Origin of the sequence: Ruegeria atlantica (assembly GCF_013032005.1) — a bacterium.
Lineage (GTDB): Bacteria > Pseudomonadota > Alphaproteobacteria > Rhodobacterales > Rhodobacteraceae > Ruegeria > Ruegeria atlantica_A.
The window spans coordinates 119,567-136,934 of record NZ_WQBE01000007.1; the positions used below are offsets into that span (position 1 = coordinate 119,567).

The 17,368-nt window shown below is 57.5% G+C and carries 14 protein-coding genes; 8 read left to right on the forward strand and 6 right to left on the reverse strand.

Features of this window, described 5'->3' with window-relative positions:
- Positions 1-270 precede the first annotated feature (270 nt).
- The 4 genes from GOX21_RS14285 to GOX21_RS14300 all read left to right on the forward strand — a co-directional run bounded on the left by GOX21_RS14285 (position 271) and on the right by GOX21_RS14300 (position 7,277).
- Positions 271-2,748 (forward strand): heavy metal translocating P-type ATPase, encoded by a 2,478-nt coding sequence (locus GOX21_RS14285; RefSeq protein ID WP_170378058.1) that lies wholly within the window; start codon positions 271-273, stop codon positions 2,746-2,748.
- Complete coding sequence (gene cueR / locus GOX21_RS14290) at positions 2,745-3,134, forward strand: Cu(I)-responsive transcriptional regulator (protein ID WP_170362056.1); 390 nt, start codon at positions 2,745-2,747, stop codon at positions 3,132-3,134. The genes GOX21_RS14285 and cueR overlap by 4 nt, the downstream gene beginning before the upstream one ends.
- Positions 3,135-3,229: 95 nt before the next feature.
- A complete protein-coding gene (locus GOX21_RS14295) occupies positions 3,230-4,102 on the forward strand; it encodes an NAD(P)-dependent oxidoreductase (RefSeq protein WP_170350845.1) in 873 nt (290 codons plus the stop codon).
- 109 nt (positions 4,103-4,211) lie between these two features.
- Complete coding sequence (locus tag GOX21_RS14300) at positions 4,212-7,277, forward strand: aminotransferase class III-fold pyridoxal phosphate-dependent enzyme (protein ID WP_170378060.1); 3,066 nt, start codon at positions 4,212-4,214, stop codon at positions 7,275-7,277.
- 50 nt (positions 7,278-7,327) lie between these two features.
- Here GOX21_RS14300 and GOX21_RS14305 read toward each other — a convergent pair whose 3' ends face one another.
- Positions 7,328-7,804: a hypothetical protein gene (locus tag GOX21_RS14305; RefSeq protein WP_170378062.1), complete on the reverse strand. Its 477-nt coding sequence runs from the start codon at positions 7,802-7,804 to the stop codon at positions 7,328-7,330.
- Entirely contained in the window at positions 7,801-7,968 is a 168-nt protein-coding gene (gene hemP / locus GOX21_RS14310; RefSeq protein ID WP_170350842.1) for a hemin uptake protein HemP, read from the reverse strand. Before hemP ends, GOX21_RS14305 begins: the two co-directional genes overlap by 4 nt.
- A 225-nt stretch (positions 7,969-8,193) precedes the next feature.
- Here hemP and gph point away from each other — a divergent pair, with 225 nt between their 5' ends.
- A complete protein-coding gene (gph, locus tag GOX21_RS14315; protein WP_170378064.1) occupies positions 8,194-8,868 on the forward strand; it encodes a phosphoglycolate phosphatase in 675 nt (224 codons plus the stop codon).
- Here gph and GOX21_RS14320 read toward each other — a convergent pair.
- Positions 8,845-9,306, reverse strand: a complete 462-nt coding sequence (locus GOX21_RS14320; RefSeq protein WP_170378066.1) for a hypothetical protein — start codon at positions 9,304-9,306, stop codon at positions 8,845-8,847. The two genes, gph and GOX21_RS14320, sit on opposite strands and share 24 nt — an antisense overlap.
- A 111-nt stretch (positions 9,307-9,417) precedes the next feature.
- Here GOX21_RS14320 and GOX21_RS14325 point away from each other — a divergent pair, with 111 nt between their 5' ends.
- Both GOX21_RS14325 and GOX21_RS14330 read left to right on the forward strand, forming a co-directional pair.
- Positions 9,418-11,310 (forward strand): DEAD/DEAH box helicase, encoded by a 1,893-nt coding sequence (locus GOX21_RS14325; RefSeq protein ID WP_170378068.1) that lies wholly within the window; start codon positions 9,418-9,420, stop codon positions 11,308-11,310.
- A 141-nt stretch (positions 11,311-11,451) separates the two neighbouring features.
- Positions 11,452-12,231 (forward strand): HalD/BesD family halogenase, encoded by a 780-nt coding sequence (locus tag GOX21_RS14330; RefSeq protein WP_170378070.1) that lies wholly within the window; start codon positions 11,452-11,454, stop codon positions 12,229-12,231.
- Between the two features lie 111 nt (positions 12,232-12,342).
- On the opposite strand, the gene GOX21_RS14335 is transcribed toward GOX21_RS14330, so the two are convergent.
- Positions 12,343-12,942: a TetR/AcrR family transcriptional regulator gene (locus GOX21_RS14335; RefSeq protein ID WP_170378072.1), complete on the reverse strand. Its 600-nt coding sequence runs from the start codon at positions 12,940-12,942 to the stop codon at positions 12,343-12,345.
- Positions 12,943-13,113: 171 nt separating this feature from the next.
- Here GOX21_RS14335 and GOX21_RS14340 point away from each other — a divergent pair, with 171 nt between their 5' ends.
- A complete protein-coding gene (locus GOX21_RS14340; protein WP_170378074.1) occupies positions 13,114-14,508 on the forward strand; it encodes an aminotransferase in 1,395 nt (464 codons plus the stop codon).
- A 63-nt stretch (positions 14,509-14,571) separates the two neighbouring features.
- Here the strand turns inward: GOX21_RS14340 and GOX21_RS14345 are convergent, their stop codons facing one another.
- On the reverse strand, positions 14,572-16,140 hold the full coding sequence (locus GOX21_RS14345; protein WP_170378076.1) for a trimethylamine methyltransferase family protein: 1,569 nt from the start codon (positions 16,138-16,140) through the stop codon (positions 14,572-14,574).
- Positions 16,141-16,165: 25 nt separating this feature from the next.
- Positions 16,166-17,365: an aromatic ring-hydroxylating oxygenase subunit alpha gene (locus GOX21_RS14350; RefSeq protein ID WP_170378078.1), complete on the reverse strand. Its 1,200-nt coding sequence runs from the start codon at positions 17,363-17,365 to the stop codon at positions 16,166-16,168.
- Between the last annotated feature and the right edge of the window lie 3 nt (positions 17,366-17,368).

The following is a 17,368-nucleotide window of genomic DNA, read 5'->3' on the forward strand; positions in this document are numbered from 1 at the left end:
CCACAACCATGCTACGCTTTGCCTTGAATGTTGTTCATCTCGGCCTGATTGGGGCACTGTTGCTGGCTATGGGCCTTGCGTTGGCGTTTTTTGCCTCGCCTGAATCCGTGCGTTCCCCTCTTCCCTTTTCGCACGATTCCCTTTTGCTTGATCAGCTATCGAACAATTGATCTGCGCTGCGGAATTCTACGGAAATCTGACATGACCCCTTGACCTTCCCGTGACTGGAACCCTCATCTGGAGGGTAAAAGTGACGATAGGATGAGTCGGATGGCTGCGCCGCAGACAACTCAGTTGAAAATCTCAGGCATGGGATGTGCCTCTTGCGTCGGTCGGGTGGAAAGCGCCTTGCTGGATGTGCCGGGTGTGTCTGACGCATCGGTCAACTTTGCGACGGAAACCGCGCAGGTTACCTATGACGGTCAGGTCGGCGGTTTGATCAACGCACTGTCACATGCCGGATATCCCGCTGCGACCCGGCAAACGACCCTGAAGATCGCCGGTATGAGCTGTGCCTCGTGCGTCTCTAAAATCGAGCGCGCGTTGAAATCTGATCCGGCAGTGGTCGACGCTCAGGTCAATCTGGCCACGGAAAGCGCGCAAATCACCTATGTAGACGGCGCAACCGATCCACAGGTGCTGGCGAAACGCTGCGAAGAGGCCGGGTATCCGGCGCGCGTGGCGGACGCCGCCGACCCCCAGACCGATGGGCGCAAAACCGAAGAGGCCCATGCGCTGACCCGCGCCACCCTGTTTGCCGCCATCCTGGCCCTGCCCGTGTTCGTATTAGAGATGGGCGGGCATATGATCCCGGCTTTCCATCACTGGGTGCAGGCAAGCATCGGCGCGCAAACCAGCCATCTGATCCAATTCGCGCTGACCTCAGTGATTTTGCTGGGGCCCGGGCGGGTTTTCTACGCAAAGGGCATCCCCTCGCTGCTGCGCGGATCGCCGGATATGAATGCGCTTGTGGCATTGGGCACGGGCGCGGCGTACTTGTTCTCGGCCACGGCCACCTTTGCGCCGCAGATCCTACCGCAGGGCAGCGCAAACGTGTATTTCGAGGCCGCCTCGGTCATCGTCGTTTTGATCTTGCTGGGTCGCGTGATGGAAGCCCGCGCTAAGGGCCGCACCGGGGCCGCAATCCGCAAACTGGTAGGCTTGCAACCCAAAACCGCGCGGGTCGAAATGGACGGTCGCTTCATCGACCGTCCGATCGCCGACATTACTGTTGGGGACATCCTGCAAATCCGCCCAGGTGAGCGGGTTCCTGTGGACGCAGAGGTGCTTGAGGGCACCTCCTACGTGGATGAAAGCATGATCACGGGCGAGCCCGTTCCTGTGGGCAAATCCCCAACCGATCAGGTTGTTGGCGGAACGGTCAACGGCACCGGCGCGCTGCGCCTGCGCGCCACGCGGGTCGGGGCTGACACGGTTCTGGCGCAGGTCATTCGGATGGTCGAACAGGCGCAAGGGGTCAAGCTGCCGATTCAGGGGTTGGTCGACCGCATCACCGCTTGGTTCGTGCCGGTAGTCATCGCCGCCGCACTGCTGACGATTGTCGTCTGGCTGATCTTTGGCCCCGCGCCTGCGCTGCCGATGGCACTGGTTACCGGGGTCTCGGTCCTGATCATTGCCTGCCCCTGCGCGATGGGTCTGGCGACGCCGACCTCGATCATGGTCGGCACCGGGCGCGCTGCTGAACTGGGGGTTTTGTTCCGCAAAGGCGATGCGCTGCAGCAATTGCAGCAGGCTAAGGTCATCGCGCTGGACAAGACCGGAACCCTGACGCTGGGGCGGCCCGAACTGGAAAGCGTGACCACCACGAACGGCTTTGATCGCGACACCGTTCTGCGGTTAGCCGCAGCGGTAGAGGCGCAGTCAGAACACCCCATTGCCACCGCAATCACCCGCGCGGGCCCGGACGATCTGCCCGCAATATCCGCATTTAAATCCCTAACCGGGCTAGGCGTTCAAGCGACGGTCGACGGATACGATCTGTTGATCGGGTCGCCGCGGCTGATGGCGCAGAACGGGGTGGACTTAACCACTCTGACTGCCGAGGCCGATCTGCGCGCCAGCGAAGGTGCCACACCTCTGTTCGTCGCCATTGACGGTCAGGCGGCGGCTCTATTGGCGGTCTCGGACCCGGTGAAACCCGGCACGCAGGACGCGTTAGAACGATTGCACGCGATGGGCCTGAAACTGGCGATGGTGACCGGCGACAATGCCCGCACTGCACAAGCGCTGGCCGGCAGGCTGGGCATCGACCATGTCACGGCCGAGGTTTTGCCGGACGGTAAACTGACCGCGATCACCGCGCTGCGTGAACAATTCGGCACATTGGCGTTTGTCGGCGACGGTATTAACGATGCCCCAGCGTTGGCGGCGGCGGATATCGGCGTGGCCATAGGAACCGGCACTGACGTGGCGATTGAAACGGCGGATGTGGTGTTGATGTCGGGTGATCTGCGCGGTGTGGCCAATGCGGTCGAGATCAGCCGCCGCACCATGCGCAACATTCGCCAGAACCTGGGATGGGCCTTTGGTTACAACATCCTTCTGATCCCGGTGGCTGCTGGGGTGCTGTTCCCGTTCAGCGGGCATCTGTTGTCCCCTGCCCTCGCTGCCGGGGCAATGGCGTTGTCCAGCGTCTTCGTGGTCGCCAACGCGCTGCGCCTGCGCCGTGTCCGGGCTGCGCTGCCCGATACATCCCAAGACCACACATCCCAAACGGTGACGCCATGAATATCGGAGACGTTGCAACCCAGACCGGCCTGCCCGCCAAGACGATCCGGTATTACGAGGATATCGGCCTGATCAAACCTATGCGGGACGACAACGGCTATCGTCGGTTCCGCGAACAGGACGTGCATAAGCTGAACTTTCTGGGCCGCGCCCGCGCGCTGGGGTTCACGATCGAGGATTGCCGCACTCTGATGGCCCTTTATGAGGATGAAACCCGCGCCAGTGCCGATGTCAAAAAGGTTGCCCGCGCGCATCTGGCGCAGATCGAAACCAAGATCGCCGACCTCAACGCGATGCGCGATACGCTGGGTCACCTGATCGACGCCTGTGCCGGAGATGACCGGCCTGATTGTCCGATCCTGCAGGATTTGGGTGGCAAACCCTGACACGGGGTTGCTCTTTGCGCGCGGCTTTGCTTTGTCTCTGCCTGGCAATCCGGCCCGCCAAATGAAATGGCCCGGACAACAGAGAGGATCACAATATGGCAAAAGTTGCGTTTCTGGGTTTGGGCGTCATGGGCTATCCAATGGCCGGTCACCTGCAGGCGGCGGGCCATGAAGTAACCGTATACAATCGCACTGCCGCAAAGGCCGAAGCCTGGGTTGCCCAACATGGTGGCGCGATGGCAACCACCCCAAAAGAGGCCGCCCAGGGCGCGGAGTTCGTCATGGCCTGCGTCGGCAACGATGATGACCTGCGGATGGTTTGCACGGGTGAAAATGGTGCCTTTGACGGAATGGCCGACGGCACAACTTTCGTTGATCACACCACCGTTTCCGCCAAGGTGACCCGTGAGCTTTATGCCGCGGGCCAAAGCAAGGGTATCGCATTTGTTGACGCCCCGATCTCGGGTGGTCAGGCGGGAGCCGAGAATGGCGTCTTGTCGATCATGTGCGGTGGTGATCAGGCCGCCTATGATGCGGCTGAACCGATCATGCAGGTCTATTCCAAGATCTGCCGTCGGATCGGCGACAGCGGCGCAGGGCAGATGACCAAGATGAGCAACCAGATCGCCATTGCCGGTCTGGTTCAGGGTCTCAGCGAAGCGCTACATTTCGCTGAAAAAGCCGGATTGGACGGTCGATCCGTTGTTGAGGTGATCAGCCAGGGCGCTGCGGGCAGCTGGCAGATGGCGAACCGCTATGAAACCATGCTGGATGATCATTTCGAACACGGTTTTGCGGTTGACTGGATGCGCAAGGATCTGGGGATTTGCCTTGAGACGGCAAACGAAACCGGGGCGTCCCTGCCGGTTACGGCGTTGGTCGATCAATTCTACAAAGATGTGCAAAAGCTGGGCGGCGGACGGTGGGATACATCTTCGCTGTTCAAGCGGTTGCGCGCGTTGGACTGACGGCATTGGGGGGCTGTCTGCCCCCTTTTGGACCGTTCGGCCAATTCACCCCCGAGGATATTTTCGGCCAGATGAAGGGGAACCTCGTGAAAATTGGACAGGGAAGCGTATGAGCGACTTGACCGTATTCTGGGCGGATGCCCTGCGCGCCCATTGGGGGCTGGACGCCAAGCTGACGCGGCTGGATGGCGAATATGATCTGAACTTTATGGTGCGGGCTACCAATGGTCAGGATTATGTACTGAAAGTCATGCGCCCCGGATGCGAAGCAGAGTTCGTTGATCTGCAGGTCAAGGCATTGGCCCATATCGCGGGTGAGGCGCCGGGGCTGCCATTCCCTCAGGTCTATCCCGCCCTTACTGGGGCGCAGCTGCCGCAAATTGCCGATCAGCAAGGGCAGATGCGGCTGGTCTGGTTGCTGGAATGCCTGCCGGGGCAATGTTACGCCAAGGCCGCGCCTAAATCCGAGGCGTTGATCTTGAAATTGGGGCGTGTTCTGGGTGCCACCGACAAAGCGTTGGAGCGGTTTACCCATGACGGGCTGCATCGTGCAGATTTCAAATGGGACCTTACGCAAGCCGGTTGGATCGCCGATCGGCTGGATGCGATCACTGATCCTGCTCGTCGGGTTTTGCTGTCCGAGATTTGTGACCAGTTCGCAGCGATCTCGGGTCCGTTGGCGGAACTGCCGAAACAGGCGATCCATAATGACGTCAACGACTACAACATTCTGGTTGAGGGCGAACTGGGTCAGCGTCAGAGTATCTCGGGCCTGATTGATCTGGGCGATATGTGTGCTGCGCCGCGTGTCTGTGATCTGGCGATTGCGGGGGCCTATATCGTTCTGGATCGCCCTAAACCGGAACGCGCGCTTGCCGCTCTTGTGCAGGGCTATCACGCGGCTAATCGGCTGCGCCCCGATGAGATTGATTTGATCTGGCCCTTGCTGCGGATGCGGCTGGCGGTGTCCGTTGTAAACTCGACCCTTATGGCGATCGAGAACCCGGATGATCCTTATGTGACGATCAGTCAGGCCCCCGCATGGCGGTTCCTTGAGAATGCGGGCGTGAACGGTGACCTGATGGCGGCGCGGCTACGAACGGCCTGCGGTTTGCCCGTTACTGACGGGGCCGAACGCATCCACGCCTATCTGTCCGAACATCGCGGCCAGTTCGCCCTGATGTTCAATCAGGATCTGAGCGATGCGCCCATGGGCTCGCTGTCGGTTGAGAACTCGACCTGGCCGCAGAACCCGTTCCACATGCCACTGGAAGAGGCCGCGCGTGTGGGTGAGGAATTTGGCCAAGGCCTGTGGTTGGGCTATTACAACGAACCCCGCCTGATCTATGCCGAGCCCGGGTTCCGCAAGGGGCCCTGGAAGGCTTCGGACCGGCGCACCGTGCATTTGGCGGTGGATGTGTTTGCCCCGGCAGGCACCGTGCTGCACGCGCCGATGAGCGGCCGGGTCGAAGCGGTCGAGAACCGCGACGCCCATTTGGACTATGGCGGCGTCGTGATCCTGCACCACGAAACGCCCGAGGGCGATCCCTTCTATACTCTTTATGGTCATCTGGACCCCGAAGTTTGTGACCGTCTGAAGCCGGGCGATCCGGTGGCGCAGGGTGCGGCCTTTGCCCGGCTAGGGGACGCCAGCCAGAACGGTGGCTGGGCCCCGCATGTGCATTTCCAGCTGGCCCTGACCACGGATGGAATGCAGACCGACTGGCCCGGTGTCGGCGATCCGGATGAGATAGAGCTGTGGCACGCCGTCTGCCCCAATCCCGCGGCATTGCTGAACCTGCCAGACGACAAGGTATTCTATCGGCCCACAGATAAACAGGTGATCCTGCAGGGGCGGCACGACCACTTCGGCAGCAACCTTAGCCTGACCTATGACGATCCAGTCATGCTGGTGCGCGGGTGGAAACATCATCTGTTTGACGAATGGGGACGGCCCTATCTGGACGCCTATAACAACGTCCCCCATGTGGGCCATGCGCATCCGCGAATTCAGGCGGTGGCGGCGGATCAGCTGAAGCGAATGAATTCAAATACGCGCTATCTGCACCCTGCCCAAACGACCTTTGCCGACAAGATTCTCTCGAAACTGCCGGATCATTTCGAGGTCTGCTTTTTTGTCAATTCAGGCACCGAGGCGAACGAGTTGGCCTTGCGACTGGCCCGCACCCATACCGGCGCCAAGGGCATTGTCACCCCGGATCACGGCTATCATGGCAACACCAACGCGGCTGTTGCGATCTCGGCCTATAAGTTCAACAAACCCGGCGGTGTCGGTCAGGCCGACTGGGTCGAGCTGGTTGAGGTTGCCGACGACTATCGCGGGTCATTCAAACGTGACGACCCGGACCGCGCTACAAAATTCGCGAATTTTGTAGACCCTGCAATCGCTGCTCTGCAAGACAAGGGGCACGGGGTCGCAGGTTTCATTGCCGAGACCTTCCCCTCGGTCGGCGGCCAAATCATTCCGCCCAAAGGTTACCTGCCAGCGGTATATGAGAAAATCCGCGCTGCGGGCGGCGTCTGCATTGCTGATGAGGTGCAGACCGGACTTGGGCGACTGGGCGAATACTATTTCGGCTTTGAACATCAAGGCGCGCTGCCAGACATCATCGTCATGGGCAAACCCATCGGCAACGGTCATCCGCTGGGCGTACTGGTCACAACCAAAGAGATCGCCCAAAGCTTTGACAACGGGATCGAGTTCTTTTCAACCTTTGGTGGCTCGACCCTGTCGTGCCGGATCGGCAAAGAGGTGCTGGACATCGTTGATGACGAGGGCCTGCAGGACAACGCCCGCAAAATGGGTACACGCCTGATGGATGGGCTGCGTCAGATCGAAACTGATTTCGGGTGCGTCGGCGATGTTCGCGGAATGGGCTTGTTTCTGGGAGTTGAACTGATCAACCCGAATGGTTCCGAGGGCACCGAAATCTGCAAATACGTCAAAAACCGGATGCGCGATCATCGTATTCTGATCGGCAGCGAAGGGCCCAAGGACAACATCCTGAAAATCCGCCCACCGCTGACGATCGAGGCCGAGGACGTCGACATGATCCTCTGGGCTTTGCGGGACGTTTTGACCGGAGTGGGTGATTTCACCCCTGCCGCAGCCTGCGATCACGGGCATCACCATGCTGGGTGCAGCTGCTGCTGAGAAATAAACCCCGGCCTAGGGACGGCCGGGGTTCTGCGCCACGCTGCTGCCTAATGCAGCAGGGCTGCGGGGGGGTGGTGCCCGGTTGTGGGCAGCGGAATCGACGCGGTCATGCGTCGCAGCACCAGTCCAAGTTCTTCTGATAATGAGGCCAGAGCGGGGGCAAAATCCGGTCGCACAATCAGGGACGCCATCATCATCGCGTCTTCACGGGACCCTTCAGAGGCCGCTGCGATCATCTGCGCAAAGCAATTTTCGTCAGCGCCAAGACAAGAACACCCCAATCCGTGACGGATCAACGGGCGGCGCCCGTGATGCGCGCACAGCGAACACAGGCGGTCAAGCGACATCATCGCAGCGCGCCCGCATTCTGCGCCCAACGCAATTTCAAAATCGCTGGCGGCATCTGCGCGGCCCTGGGCACCATCACCCCAAAGCCGCAAGTACATCACAGCTCCGGCTTCGACGGGGCCAAGGTCAGTTAAGCGGCCAACAGCCGCCCCACCCCGAGAGGAATTCGCGCTCATTTCGTCAGGATCAATTTGCCTGCGCGGGTGATGCGCAGCGTATACAGCTGGTCGCCCAATTCGATATGGGCCAGGTTACCGCCATTGGTCAGTTCTTCGGCCTTATGCGATGGCAGCATGGATACAGCATAGGATTGGCTGGGATTCGGGGTCTGCATATTCATCAGGACAACTCCAGAGGGGGCTGGGGCGAAATGCCTTAATCTGTTCGCGTTTCACTTGATCTGGCTGACCCTGACAGGGGTTGGCTGTGGACTTAAATAATAATCTGATTAAAATAGTCAGGTATGTCAAGGCCCGTTCTGGTGAATTCTCCAACCTCGCACGATTGCACCAAAAATTCAGGCAGGGTACCACTTTCTCAGAATATCAAACCAAGGGGGCAGTCAATGGCCGCGACTATCATGTTTGACCTGGATGGAACGCTCGTGGACAGTCTTCCTGATCTTGCAGCGGCCGCGAACAATATGTTGCGTGACGCCGGCGTAGCGCCCTTATCACAGGACCAGATCAAACAATTTGTTGGCAACGGGCTACCCAAACTGGTCGAGCGTGTGATTGAGCATTGCGACCTGCCGATGGTCCAGCACGGTGATCTGACCCGGTTGACGCTTGCCCATTACAACGCCGCCTCCAGCGATAAAACCGTGGTCTATCCCGGTGTGTTGCAGGCGCTGGAACATTTGCGTGACATGGGCTGCGTTCTGGGGGTTTGCACCAACAAACCCGAAGCCCCTGCCCGCCATGTGCTTGAGGCGATGGGGCTTGCACCCCATTTCGATGCCGTCCTTGGAGGTGACAGCCTGAACACCCGCAAACCCGACCCGGCCCATCTTGAGGCCAGCTTTGCCGCCGTTACCGCAGCCGGTCCGCAGTTGTTTGTCGGAGATAGCGAGGTGGATGCCGAAACCGCTCAACGTGCACAAGTGCCGTTTTTGTTGTTCACCGAAGGTTATCGAAAATCACCGGTTGCCGACATTCCACATACAGCATGCTACGACCGATCCTCTGAATTGCCCAAACTGGTTGCACAAGTACTGCTATCTCTGGAGCAAAGCGCCTGAGAGCCTATTTCTAGAGGGGGATCGAAACGGGTCGCGGCCAGTGACTGAGGGGCCGGCCGAGGGGGTAAGTAGCCAGCCCCTCACAGGGGAAAAGTGGTATCGTCCGATATGACCCGTTCGATAAAACACAGTTAACGAATCGGCCTGAATTTCGATATAGGGGGTTTCCCGTAGCCCCCCGGACAGTGTTGAAATCACAGTTAATTTTTTCGCCCATTTTGGCGCAAACAGGGTTTTTGCCCTGAAAACAGATAAAATAGGCGAACCCTTAACGCGCTTGTAAGGCAGGACCGTGCGGCTGCCTGTCCTACCGGGCAAATGACGTTGGACGGTACAGTCCACCACCTTGGCGTTGAACTGGAAAATACGCTGGATCACAGATTTTTTTGGAACACACCGCACGACTGTGGTCGAAAAATCCGCCAGTTCGGCGACCATTCATCTTCCACTCTATACATCCGGTTCGTCTCTCGGTAAGGAGCGTGCTTCGACGATGATCCGTGTGTTGGACGCTCTGAGGGTGACCGCATCACCCAAGAAAGCCGAGCTATGAAACAGACAATCGCAGATGCGCTGAAGCGCAAAGGATATGACACCCTGACCCCGGTCCAAGAGGCCGTGTCCGCACCTGAATTGCAAGGAAAAGACCTGCTGGTTTCGGCACAGACAGGATCGGGGAAAACCATTGGGTTCGGCCTGGCCATCGCGCCGACCATTTTGGGCGATGCGCAGGTTTTCGGCACCGCAGACGCGCCTTTGGCACTGGTGATTGCGCCAACGCGAGAGCTGGCAATGCAGGTCAAACGCGAATTGGGATGGCTTTACGCCGACGCGGGGGTGTTCATTGCCTCATGTGTTGGCGGAATGGATATGCGCGACGAACGCCGGGCTCTGTCACGTGGGGCGCATATCGTGGTCGCGACACCGGGGCGTTTGCGCGATCATATCATGCGCGGGTCGATTGATCTGACGGCCGTGCGCGCTGTGGTTTTGGATGAAGCCGACGAAATGCTTGACCTTGGGTTCCGCGAGGATCTGGAGTTCATTCTGGATGAAACGCCCACAGACCGCCAAACGCTGTTGTTTTCCGCCACGGTTCCGCGCGCCATTGCCACCCTCGCCACCCGGTATCAACGGGACGCCGAGCGTGTAAGCACCGTCAGTGAACGGACGCAACACGCCGATATCGAATACCGTGCGATGAATGTGGCCCCGCGCGATGGTGAAAACGCGATCATCAACGTGCTGCGTTATTACGAGGCCCCGAACGCCATCGTCTTTTGCAACACACGTGCGATGGTTGCACGCCTGACTGCCCGCCTGTCGAACCGTGGGTTCTCGGTTGTGGCTTTGTCCGGTGAGCTGACCCAAAGCGAACGCTCAAATGCCCTGCAGGCCATGCGCGACGGGCGTGCCCGCGTCTGTGTGGCGACCGACGTGGCCGCGCGCGGGATTGACCTGCCGAATCTGGATCTGGTGATCCATGCCGAACTGCCCAACAGTCACGAAACTCTTCTGCACCGTTCAGGTCGAACTGGACGCGCAGGGCGTAAAGGGGTCAGCGCCCTGATCGTCGCACCGGCTTCGTTCAAAAAGGCCCAACGGCTGATGAAATTCGCCAAACTGACTGCTGATTGGGGCCCGGCACCTTCCGCAGACGCAGTCAATGCACAGGATCTACAGCGGATGTTCGGCTCGGACGTCTGGCAGGTGGATCTCGTCGAGAGCGAGCGCACATCGGTCGACGAACTGGTGGCCAGATTCTCGCCGGAACAACTCGCCGCGGCCTATGTCCGTCAATACAAACGTCAGCATTCTGCTCCGGAAGAGTTAAGCGACGTCAAAACCACAGGGACAAAGTCAGAGGCACCTTTTGGCCCGAGTGTGTGGTTTTCGCTGTCGGAAGGACGCAACGATAACGCGTCTCCGCGCTATGTTCTTCCCATGGTGTGCAAGGCCGGGAACCTCACCAAATCCGATATCGGCGCGATCCGCATCGCTGACGATGTGACCTTTATCGAAATTCGCGAGAGCAGCGTTTCCGGATTTTTGGACGCGATCGGACCTGAGATGAAGGTCGAGGGCACAAAAGACATCGTGCGGTTGGACACGGCCCCCGACTTTTCGAAACCGACAAAGACAGGCCCAAAACGAGGTGTGAAAGGCAAGAGAGACCCGCAAAAGTCTGAGCGCAGACCGCCTCGCCTTGTCGATCCACAGCCTGCGAAGGCGCGAAAAAAGACGGGATCAAAGCCGCCTGAGAAAACCAAAGTCGACACTAAGCCCAAGCGCGATGGCGATAGCCTAAGCAGTAAAGGCAAAAAACCAAACCGCAGCCCAAAGGGCCCGCCGCCGCCTAAAGGGAAGCCAAACAGCAAGAAAAACCGCGCACGCGCTGCCGCGGCAAAGGGCGGCAATTCTGTACCGAGACGTTCTAAGTAAGCTGAAGCGTTCCCCCGACCCGAATTCGCCTGGGTTCGTTCTTGGGAGGCAAACAAGCCGCACTGAAAAAGCAGCTTTTCTCGCGCTGTCAGAAAAGGTTTAATCCACCCGTTCTAAGCTTTTGCTAAATGGGTCAGTGGCATGAATATTGCAGACATCGTCGACTTTGGGCGTTACCCTCTGGGAAATGAAGATTTCGGTACGAAGGCAAGATCGTCACTGAATGAAAACGGTGTCTTGGTCCTTGAGGAATTCATCCGCCCCGAAGCACTGGCAATGATGCAAGCCGAGGCTTTGACAGGACAAGACCAGGCATATTTCTGCACTCAAAGCCACTCGGTCTACCTAACGCCGCCAAATCCAGAGTTTGACGCATCACACCCGGCAAATCGGCAAGTGGAGTCGTCCAAAGGATGTATCTGCGACGACGCGGTGTCACCGACATCGCCCCTGCGCACCCTGTATAACGACCCATCATTCCACAGCTTCATCAAGCAGGTCACGGGCGAGGCTGAATTGCACCCTTATGTCGATCCGCTGTCGTCAATTAACATTCACTACGCAACCCGCGGACAAGAACTCGGTTGGCATTTCGACAATTCCTCGTTCGCAATCACATTGCTGATCCAGAAACCCGACGCCGGTAGCCGTTTCGAATATGTAAAGGACCTGCGGGACGCGAGCGCAGGCGACATGAACTATGAAGGTGTCAGGGCCGTTCTGGACAAAGAATTGAAGCCACAAATCCTGAACATGGATCAAGGAACGCTGGTTCTGTTTCGCGGTAGAAATTCCATCCACCGGGTCTCACCGAATGAGAGTGACAAGACAAGAATGCTCGCCGTGTTGGCCTATAACTCGGAACCTGATGTGGAACTGTCAGAGAGTGCCCGCATGACCTTTTACGGTCGATTGAACTGACGTCGGCTTACTGCAATGCAGTACGAACATGCGCGAGATGGGACCTGGAAGACCGCCAGTTTTTCCACTAACCCAATTCTGAGGTGGCTCGTAGAAGCGCCGTATCGCAAATTAAGATATTGATTTAAAATCAAAATGACCTGGAAACATCGACTGCAAGACAAACAAGCAGATTTTCAAAGCCTCTCGGGGTTTGAAAATATCTGAGTGCAAATGGAAGTCGGTCCAGAGCCCTTCCAGCAAAGCAATCAATGCATCTGTTGCAAGTTTGGCGTCTACGTCTTTGTACCCACCTTCGCTTATGATTTGCTGCAACAGTTCAAGGATCACTGCCCGGAAACTTTTGTCCCGTGAGTCGATGAAAGGAAATATGTCGGGGTTCGAGAGAGCTTCGGCCCGAAATGAAAACCAGATCGCAACGTCCCGTGCATTCAGGACCAAAGGGTCGAAATCCGCCTTGAGGATTGAGATCAACTTGTCCGCAGGGCCTAATTCCGGACTGTCCGCGATTGCTTTCCACTGCCCGGCATAGCGCGCTGACAACTCCTCGGCCACGGCAAGCAGCAATTTCTCTTTGGAACCAAAGTGCAGGTTCACCATCCCCCTCGACAGTCCTGACAGCTCCTGGATTCTGGCCGAGGTCGTGCCGCGAATACCGTATTTATGGATGGCATCCGCAGCCGCCTGAATCAGCTGCTGTCGGTTCTGCAACTTACTCAGATCGCGGGCATTGGTCGGAGTATCGGCCTCGAGAGTAATCTTGATTTTCCTTCGCTGGGTTACTCGCCTTTGCTTTCTCGCATCTAGTGAAGCGAAAGTTCAAGGATTGACATTGAATGAATGTTTGTTCATTTTGTGATATATGTTACATCAAGGTGCCTCATGACCCTGTTCAACTCCGACTTTCAGTCCGTACGTGACTGGGACAACGAACACTTCCTGCATCCGTGGGAAGGGATGTCATTCCTTGGCCAAAATGAACGAACCTTTGCCGAAAGTGGCCAAGGCGTTCACATCGTGACAGAGGACGGAAAACGCTTGATTGACGGACCTGCGGGGATGTGGTGCGTTCAATTGGGCTATGGGAACGCTGAAATTGCCGATGCGATGGCCCAGCAAGCGAAAGAGATGGCGTATTTTTCGCCCTTCAACAACGCCAACTCGGCCCCAGCCCGGCTGGCACATGAGATCGCCAAAAGAACGCCGGGTGACCTGAACCATGTGTTCTTTACAACCGGCGGCTCAACAGCCGTTGATAGCGCCCTGCGGTTTGTGCAGTTCCGCAATAACCTGCTTGGCAAACCTGAAAAAAAGATCGTGATATCGCGGCAAAAGGCCTATCACGGTTCGACTTATTTGGCGGCCTCAGTATCTGGAAAAGAGCGCGACAAAGGGTGGTTGGACCAGGCCTCTCACCTAACGCGTTTCCTGCCGAATGTGAACCCGTACACGCGCCGCGCCGATCAAACGGTTGAAGATTTTCTAGACGAAAAAATCGCTGATCTAGAGAACATGATCCTGGAAACCGGCCCTGACAAGGTCGCGGCTTTCATCGCTGAACCGATCCTATGTTCTGGTGGGGTCATCGTGCCTCCGCAGGGGTATCATCAGCGCTGCTTGGACATCTGCCGGAAATACGATGTCCTGTATATTTCAGATGAGGTTGTGACTGGATTTGGGCGGCTTGGGCATTGGTTTGCATCCAAAGACGTCTTTGGCATTCAACCAGATATCATCACCTGCGCCAAAGGTATGACGTCTGGCTATGTCCCCATGGGGGCCTGCATTATCTCTGATCGACTGATCGCAGATGTCAGTGGTGAGAACGCGCAGGAGGCTACGTTTTCAAACGGGTTCACCTATTCGGGCCATCCGGTAAGCGCGGCGGCTGGTTTGAAAGCCATCGAAATCATGGAGCGCGACGGTATTCTGGAACATGTCCGCGCGCTTACGCCGCTGTTCGAAGAACGCCTTCAGGCTCTGGCGGCCTTGCCGCTTGTGGGTGACGCCCGAGGTATGGGGCTGGTTGGCTGCGTCGAATGCGTTGCCGATGCTAATGCTGATAATCTTTTGGACCTTGATAAGTCTGTTGGCGCATTGATTGACCAGCATTGCCAGGAAAACGGGCTGATTCTGCGACCGATCATCAATATGTGCGTGTTTTCCCCACCGCTGATCATCACGGAGGGCGAGTTGAACCAGATGTTCGATATCCTTGAGAAAGGTATTCGGTTGGCGACTGAAGGCCTGACACAGCAGGGTGCGTTTAAGGCTTAGAAGCCGTCTTGATGCGGCATGACTATTTTACAAGTTGCAATGCCGCATCGCCTTCCGCTGTCCTCAACCCGCCTGCATCGCCTCAGGCGGTAATTTAATCGGAAACTTGGCCCGCACCTCTGCATCAGACTTGCTGCCAAAGTAGTTCGGATAGTGATTGGATAGGATGTCGTCCACCACCGACCGACTCCTCTCAAACATGTCCTGTCGACCTGCCTTTTCCCAAGTATCGGTCAGTTCCCGATCCAGCAGGGTCGGGTAGACATATTCCGTCTCCATGTATTGCAGGGTCTGCGCGTTACCAAGGAAATGACCCGGATCAATTGCGCATTCATGGATAACGTCGACCGAAAGCGTGTCGTCGCTCACCTCGATCCCGCGCAGCGTTCGCGAGATCATGCCCGCAGCCTCGTTGTCGATGACCATAGACTCAAAGCTGCAGCCCATCAGACTGCCAAGCATACCGCCAAATTCGCAGAGCCTGTTGGCACCGGCATGCGCCGCCAAAGCAAAGGTCAGTGCCTTTTCTAACCCGTATTGCGCATCCGGGATTTTGGAATCCGTCATGCCGCACCCAACGCTGGTCGGCAGGTTATAGAAATTGCCCATCTGGATGGCCGCAGCTGAAATTAACGCCTGTTCACCACTGCCGCCAGTAAAGGACCCAGTACGCAAGTCGGTGATGAAAGGCCAAGCTGCAAAGACGACCGGAGTGCCCGGATTGATGAGGTTCGCAATGGCGACGCAAGACAAGGTCTCAGCAACCGCTTGCGCTAAGGTTCCTGCCAAAGGCGCCGGCGAAGTCGCCCCGGCCTGTGGGGGAACGGCAAGATCGCACACCAGCCCCATCTTCGCCGTATCGATCAAGATCTCCAGATTTTCGCGCCCGAACCTAAGCGGGGATACGATGGGACAGCCTCCAAAGATGACCGAGGGCTTTTCAAGGAACTTGCCCTCGCCACCCGATGCCAGATCGAACAGATGGATCGCATCCTGAATGTGCTCGCGGGTTCTGAAGGTCAGGCAGGAAGGTTTTTCGCTGCCTGCCAGAATGGCATAGAGCATGCTCATGTCATGCTCATAATCCTGCGGCACATCCGTCGCTAACACCGTGTCGCCGGTCATGTGAATATTGTCGAGCCGGTCGACCAAGCGGGTGAAGTCGTATATATCCTTGAGCGTTGATGGCCTGTAACTGCGAGTCTCGGCATCAAAGGTTGTCACCGCCGTGCCGGAATTTGCGTAATACACCTTGTCCTTGGTGCAGTGCATGTCGTCCTTACCGGCCCGAGATCCGCGTGCATGGACATAGAATTCACTGGCGGCTTTGGCCAAAAGATCTTCCATCAAGGCGCGAGGAAAGCACAACCTGCCGTGCGCGTTCAATATCGCCCCTTTTGGCACCACAAGATCGAGAACTTCCTGCGTTGGGTCCCCCACGCCTGTGCGTTCCAGAATGCTAAGCGCGGCCTCGTGAATGCGCGACATGTCCGCGTCTGACAGGGGCTTGTATCGCCCACCGGGAATGCCCGGCCAGATTGCTTGCGAGGCTGCGTTGCTGGTTCGCACGGCTGCGCGTGCCTCACGCCCGCCCCCGCGCCGTCTTGATCTGCGCTGCGTTAGCTCTGTCATGTTCTTTCTCCGAATTTTGCGCGTCTCAGATCATGCTGAAGTAGTTGCGATAGAAGCCCGAAATGCTCCATTCCATCTCGGACAATGGCCCGGGGACGAAATGGTGCGAGTTCACGCCTTCCTGATTGTGCCGGATGATCCGTTCGTCATCGAGCGATGTGACATGCCACAGCCATGTCAGGGTATCCTTGTCATAGTCGCGCCCCTCTTCGGCGTCGCCGCGAACGTACCAGACGATCTGAATATCGGTGTCTTGCAGAGCACGCGGCACGAACCGATACCCGACAACGTGATCGGCATAGACGAGGAAATAGTTTAGCGTACCGATCCCCAGATCGGTGGCCCCGCCGTCTTGGGATTTCAGCTCACCCAATGGCGGCGCCAAGGGCGCGCCATCCTTGCTGCCGGTCAAGTAGCCGGGGAACAGTGGGTAACGCCGCCAATAGACATCTGCGCCCGGTGCGACTGCGTTTTCTCCAGTCAGATCAAGCTCCTCGAGGGGAACTCCGGCTTCTTTCATCCGCTCGTGCAGTGCCCCGCTGAACTCAAGAACCTGGGCCGGATCTTTCAAGGAATGACTGCGCGAATAGTCCTGATGAGATGGCGCGCAGTGATAACATTCCAAGTAATTCTCCAGAGCAAGCTTCCAGTTCGCCGGAACCGGGTATGAGGCCTCATGGGCAATCTTCAGATTCTCAAAACCGAACGGCTTTGACAGCGGGGCCAGCCTATCCAAAGCGGCGTCCAACGGCGGCGCGTCTTCGGACGGGCAAACAAAAATAAGACCCTGAAATATCTTTACCTGAACCGGAAACAAACCGTACTGGCCCGGGTCAAAATCCGCCCCCATTGACCGCCCGTTTCTGAGTTTACCGTTCAGGTCAAAGGTCCACGCGTGATAGGGACAGATGAAGTTTCGCGCCTTGCCTTTCTGCTCAATGCAAACGCGCGATCCCCGGTGGCGGCAAACATTTAGATGCGCGCGCACCTCACCCTCGCGATCCCGAACAATGATGATAGATTCAGGCCCGTAGTCGAACAGGAAATAGTCGCCCGGCTCGGCAATCTGGCTGACATGTCCGACCCAGATCCAGTTGCGATTCCAGAACGTGCTGATATCGTTTTCGTATACTGCCTGAGACGTATAGAAATGGCGCGGCAAGGCGAACCCTTCCCGCTGCGCTTTCATCAAGTCGCGCATTACTTGCAAGTCATCTTTTGGCATAGC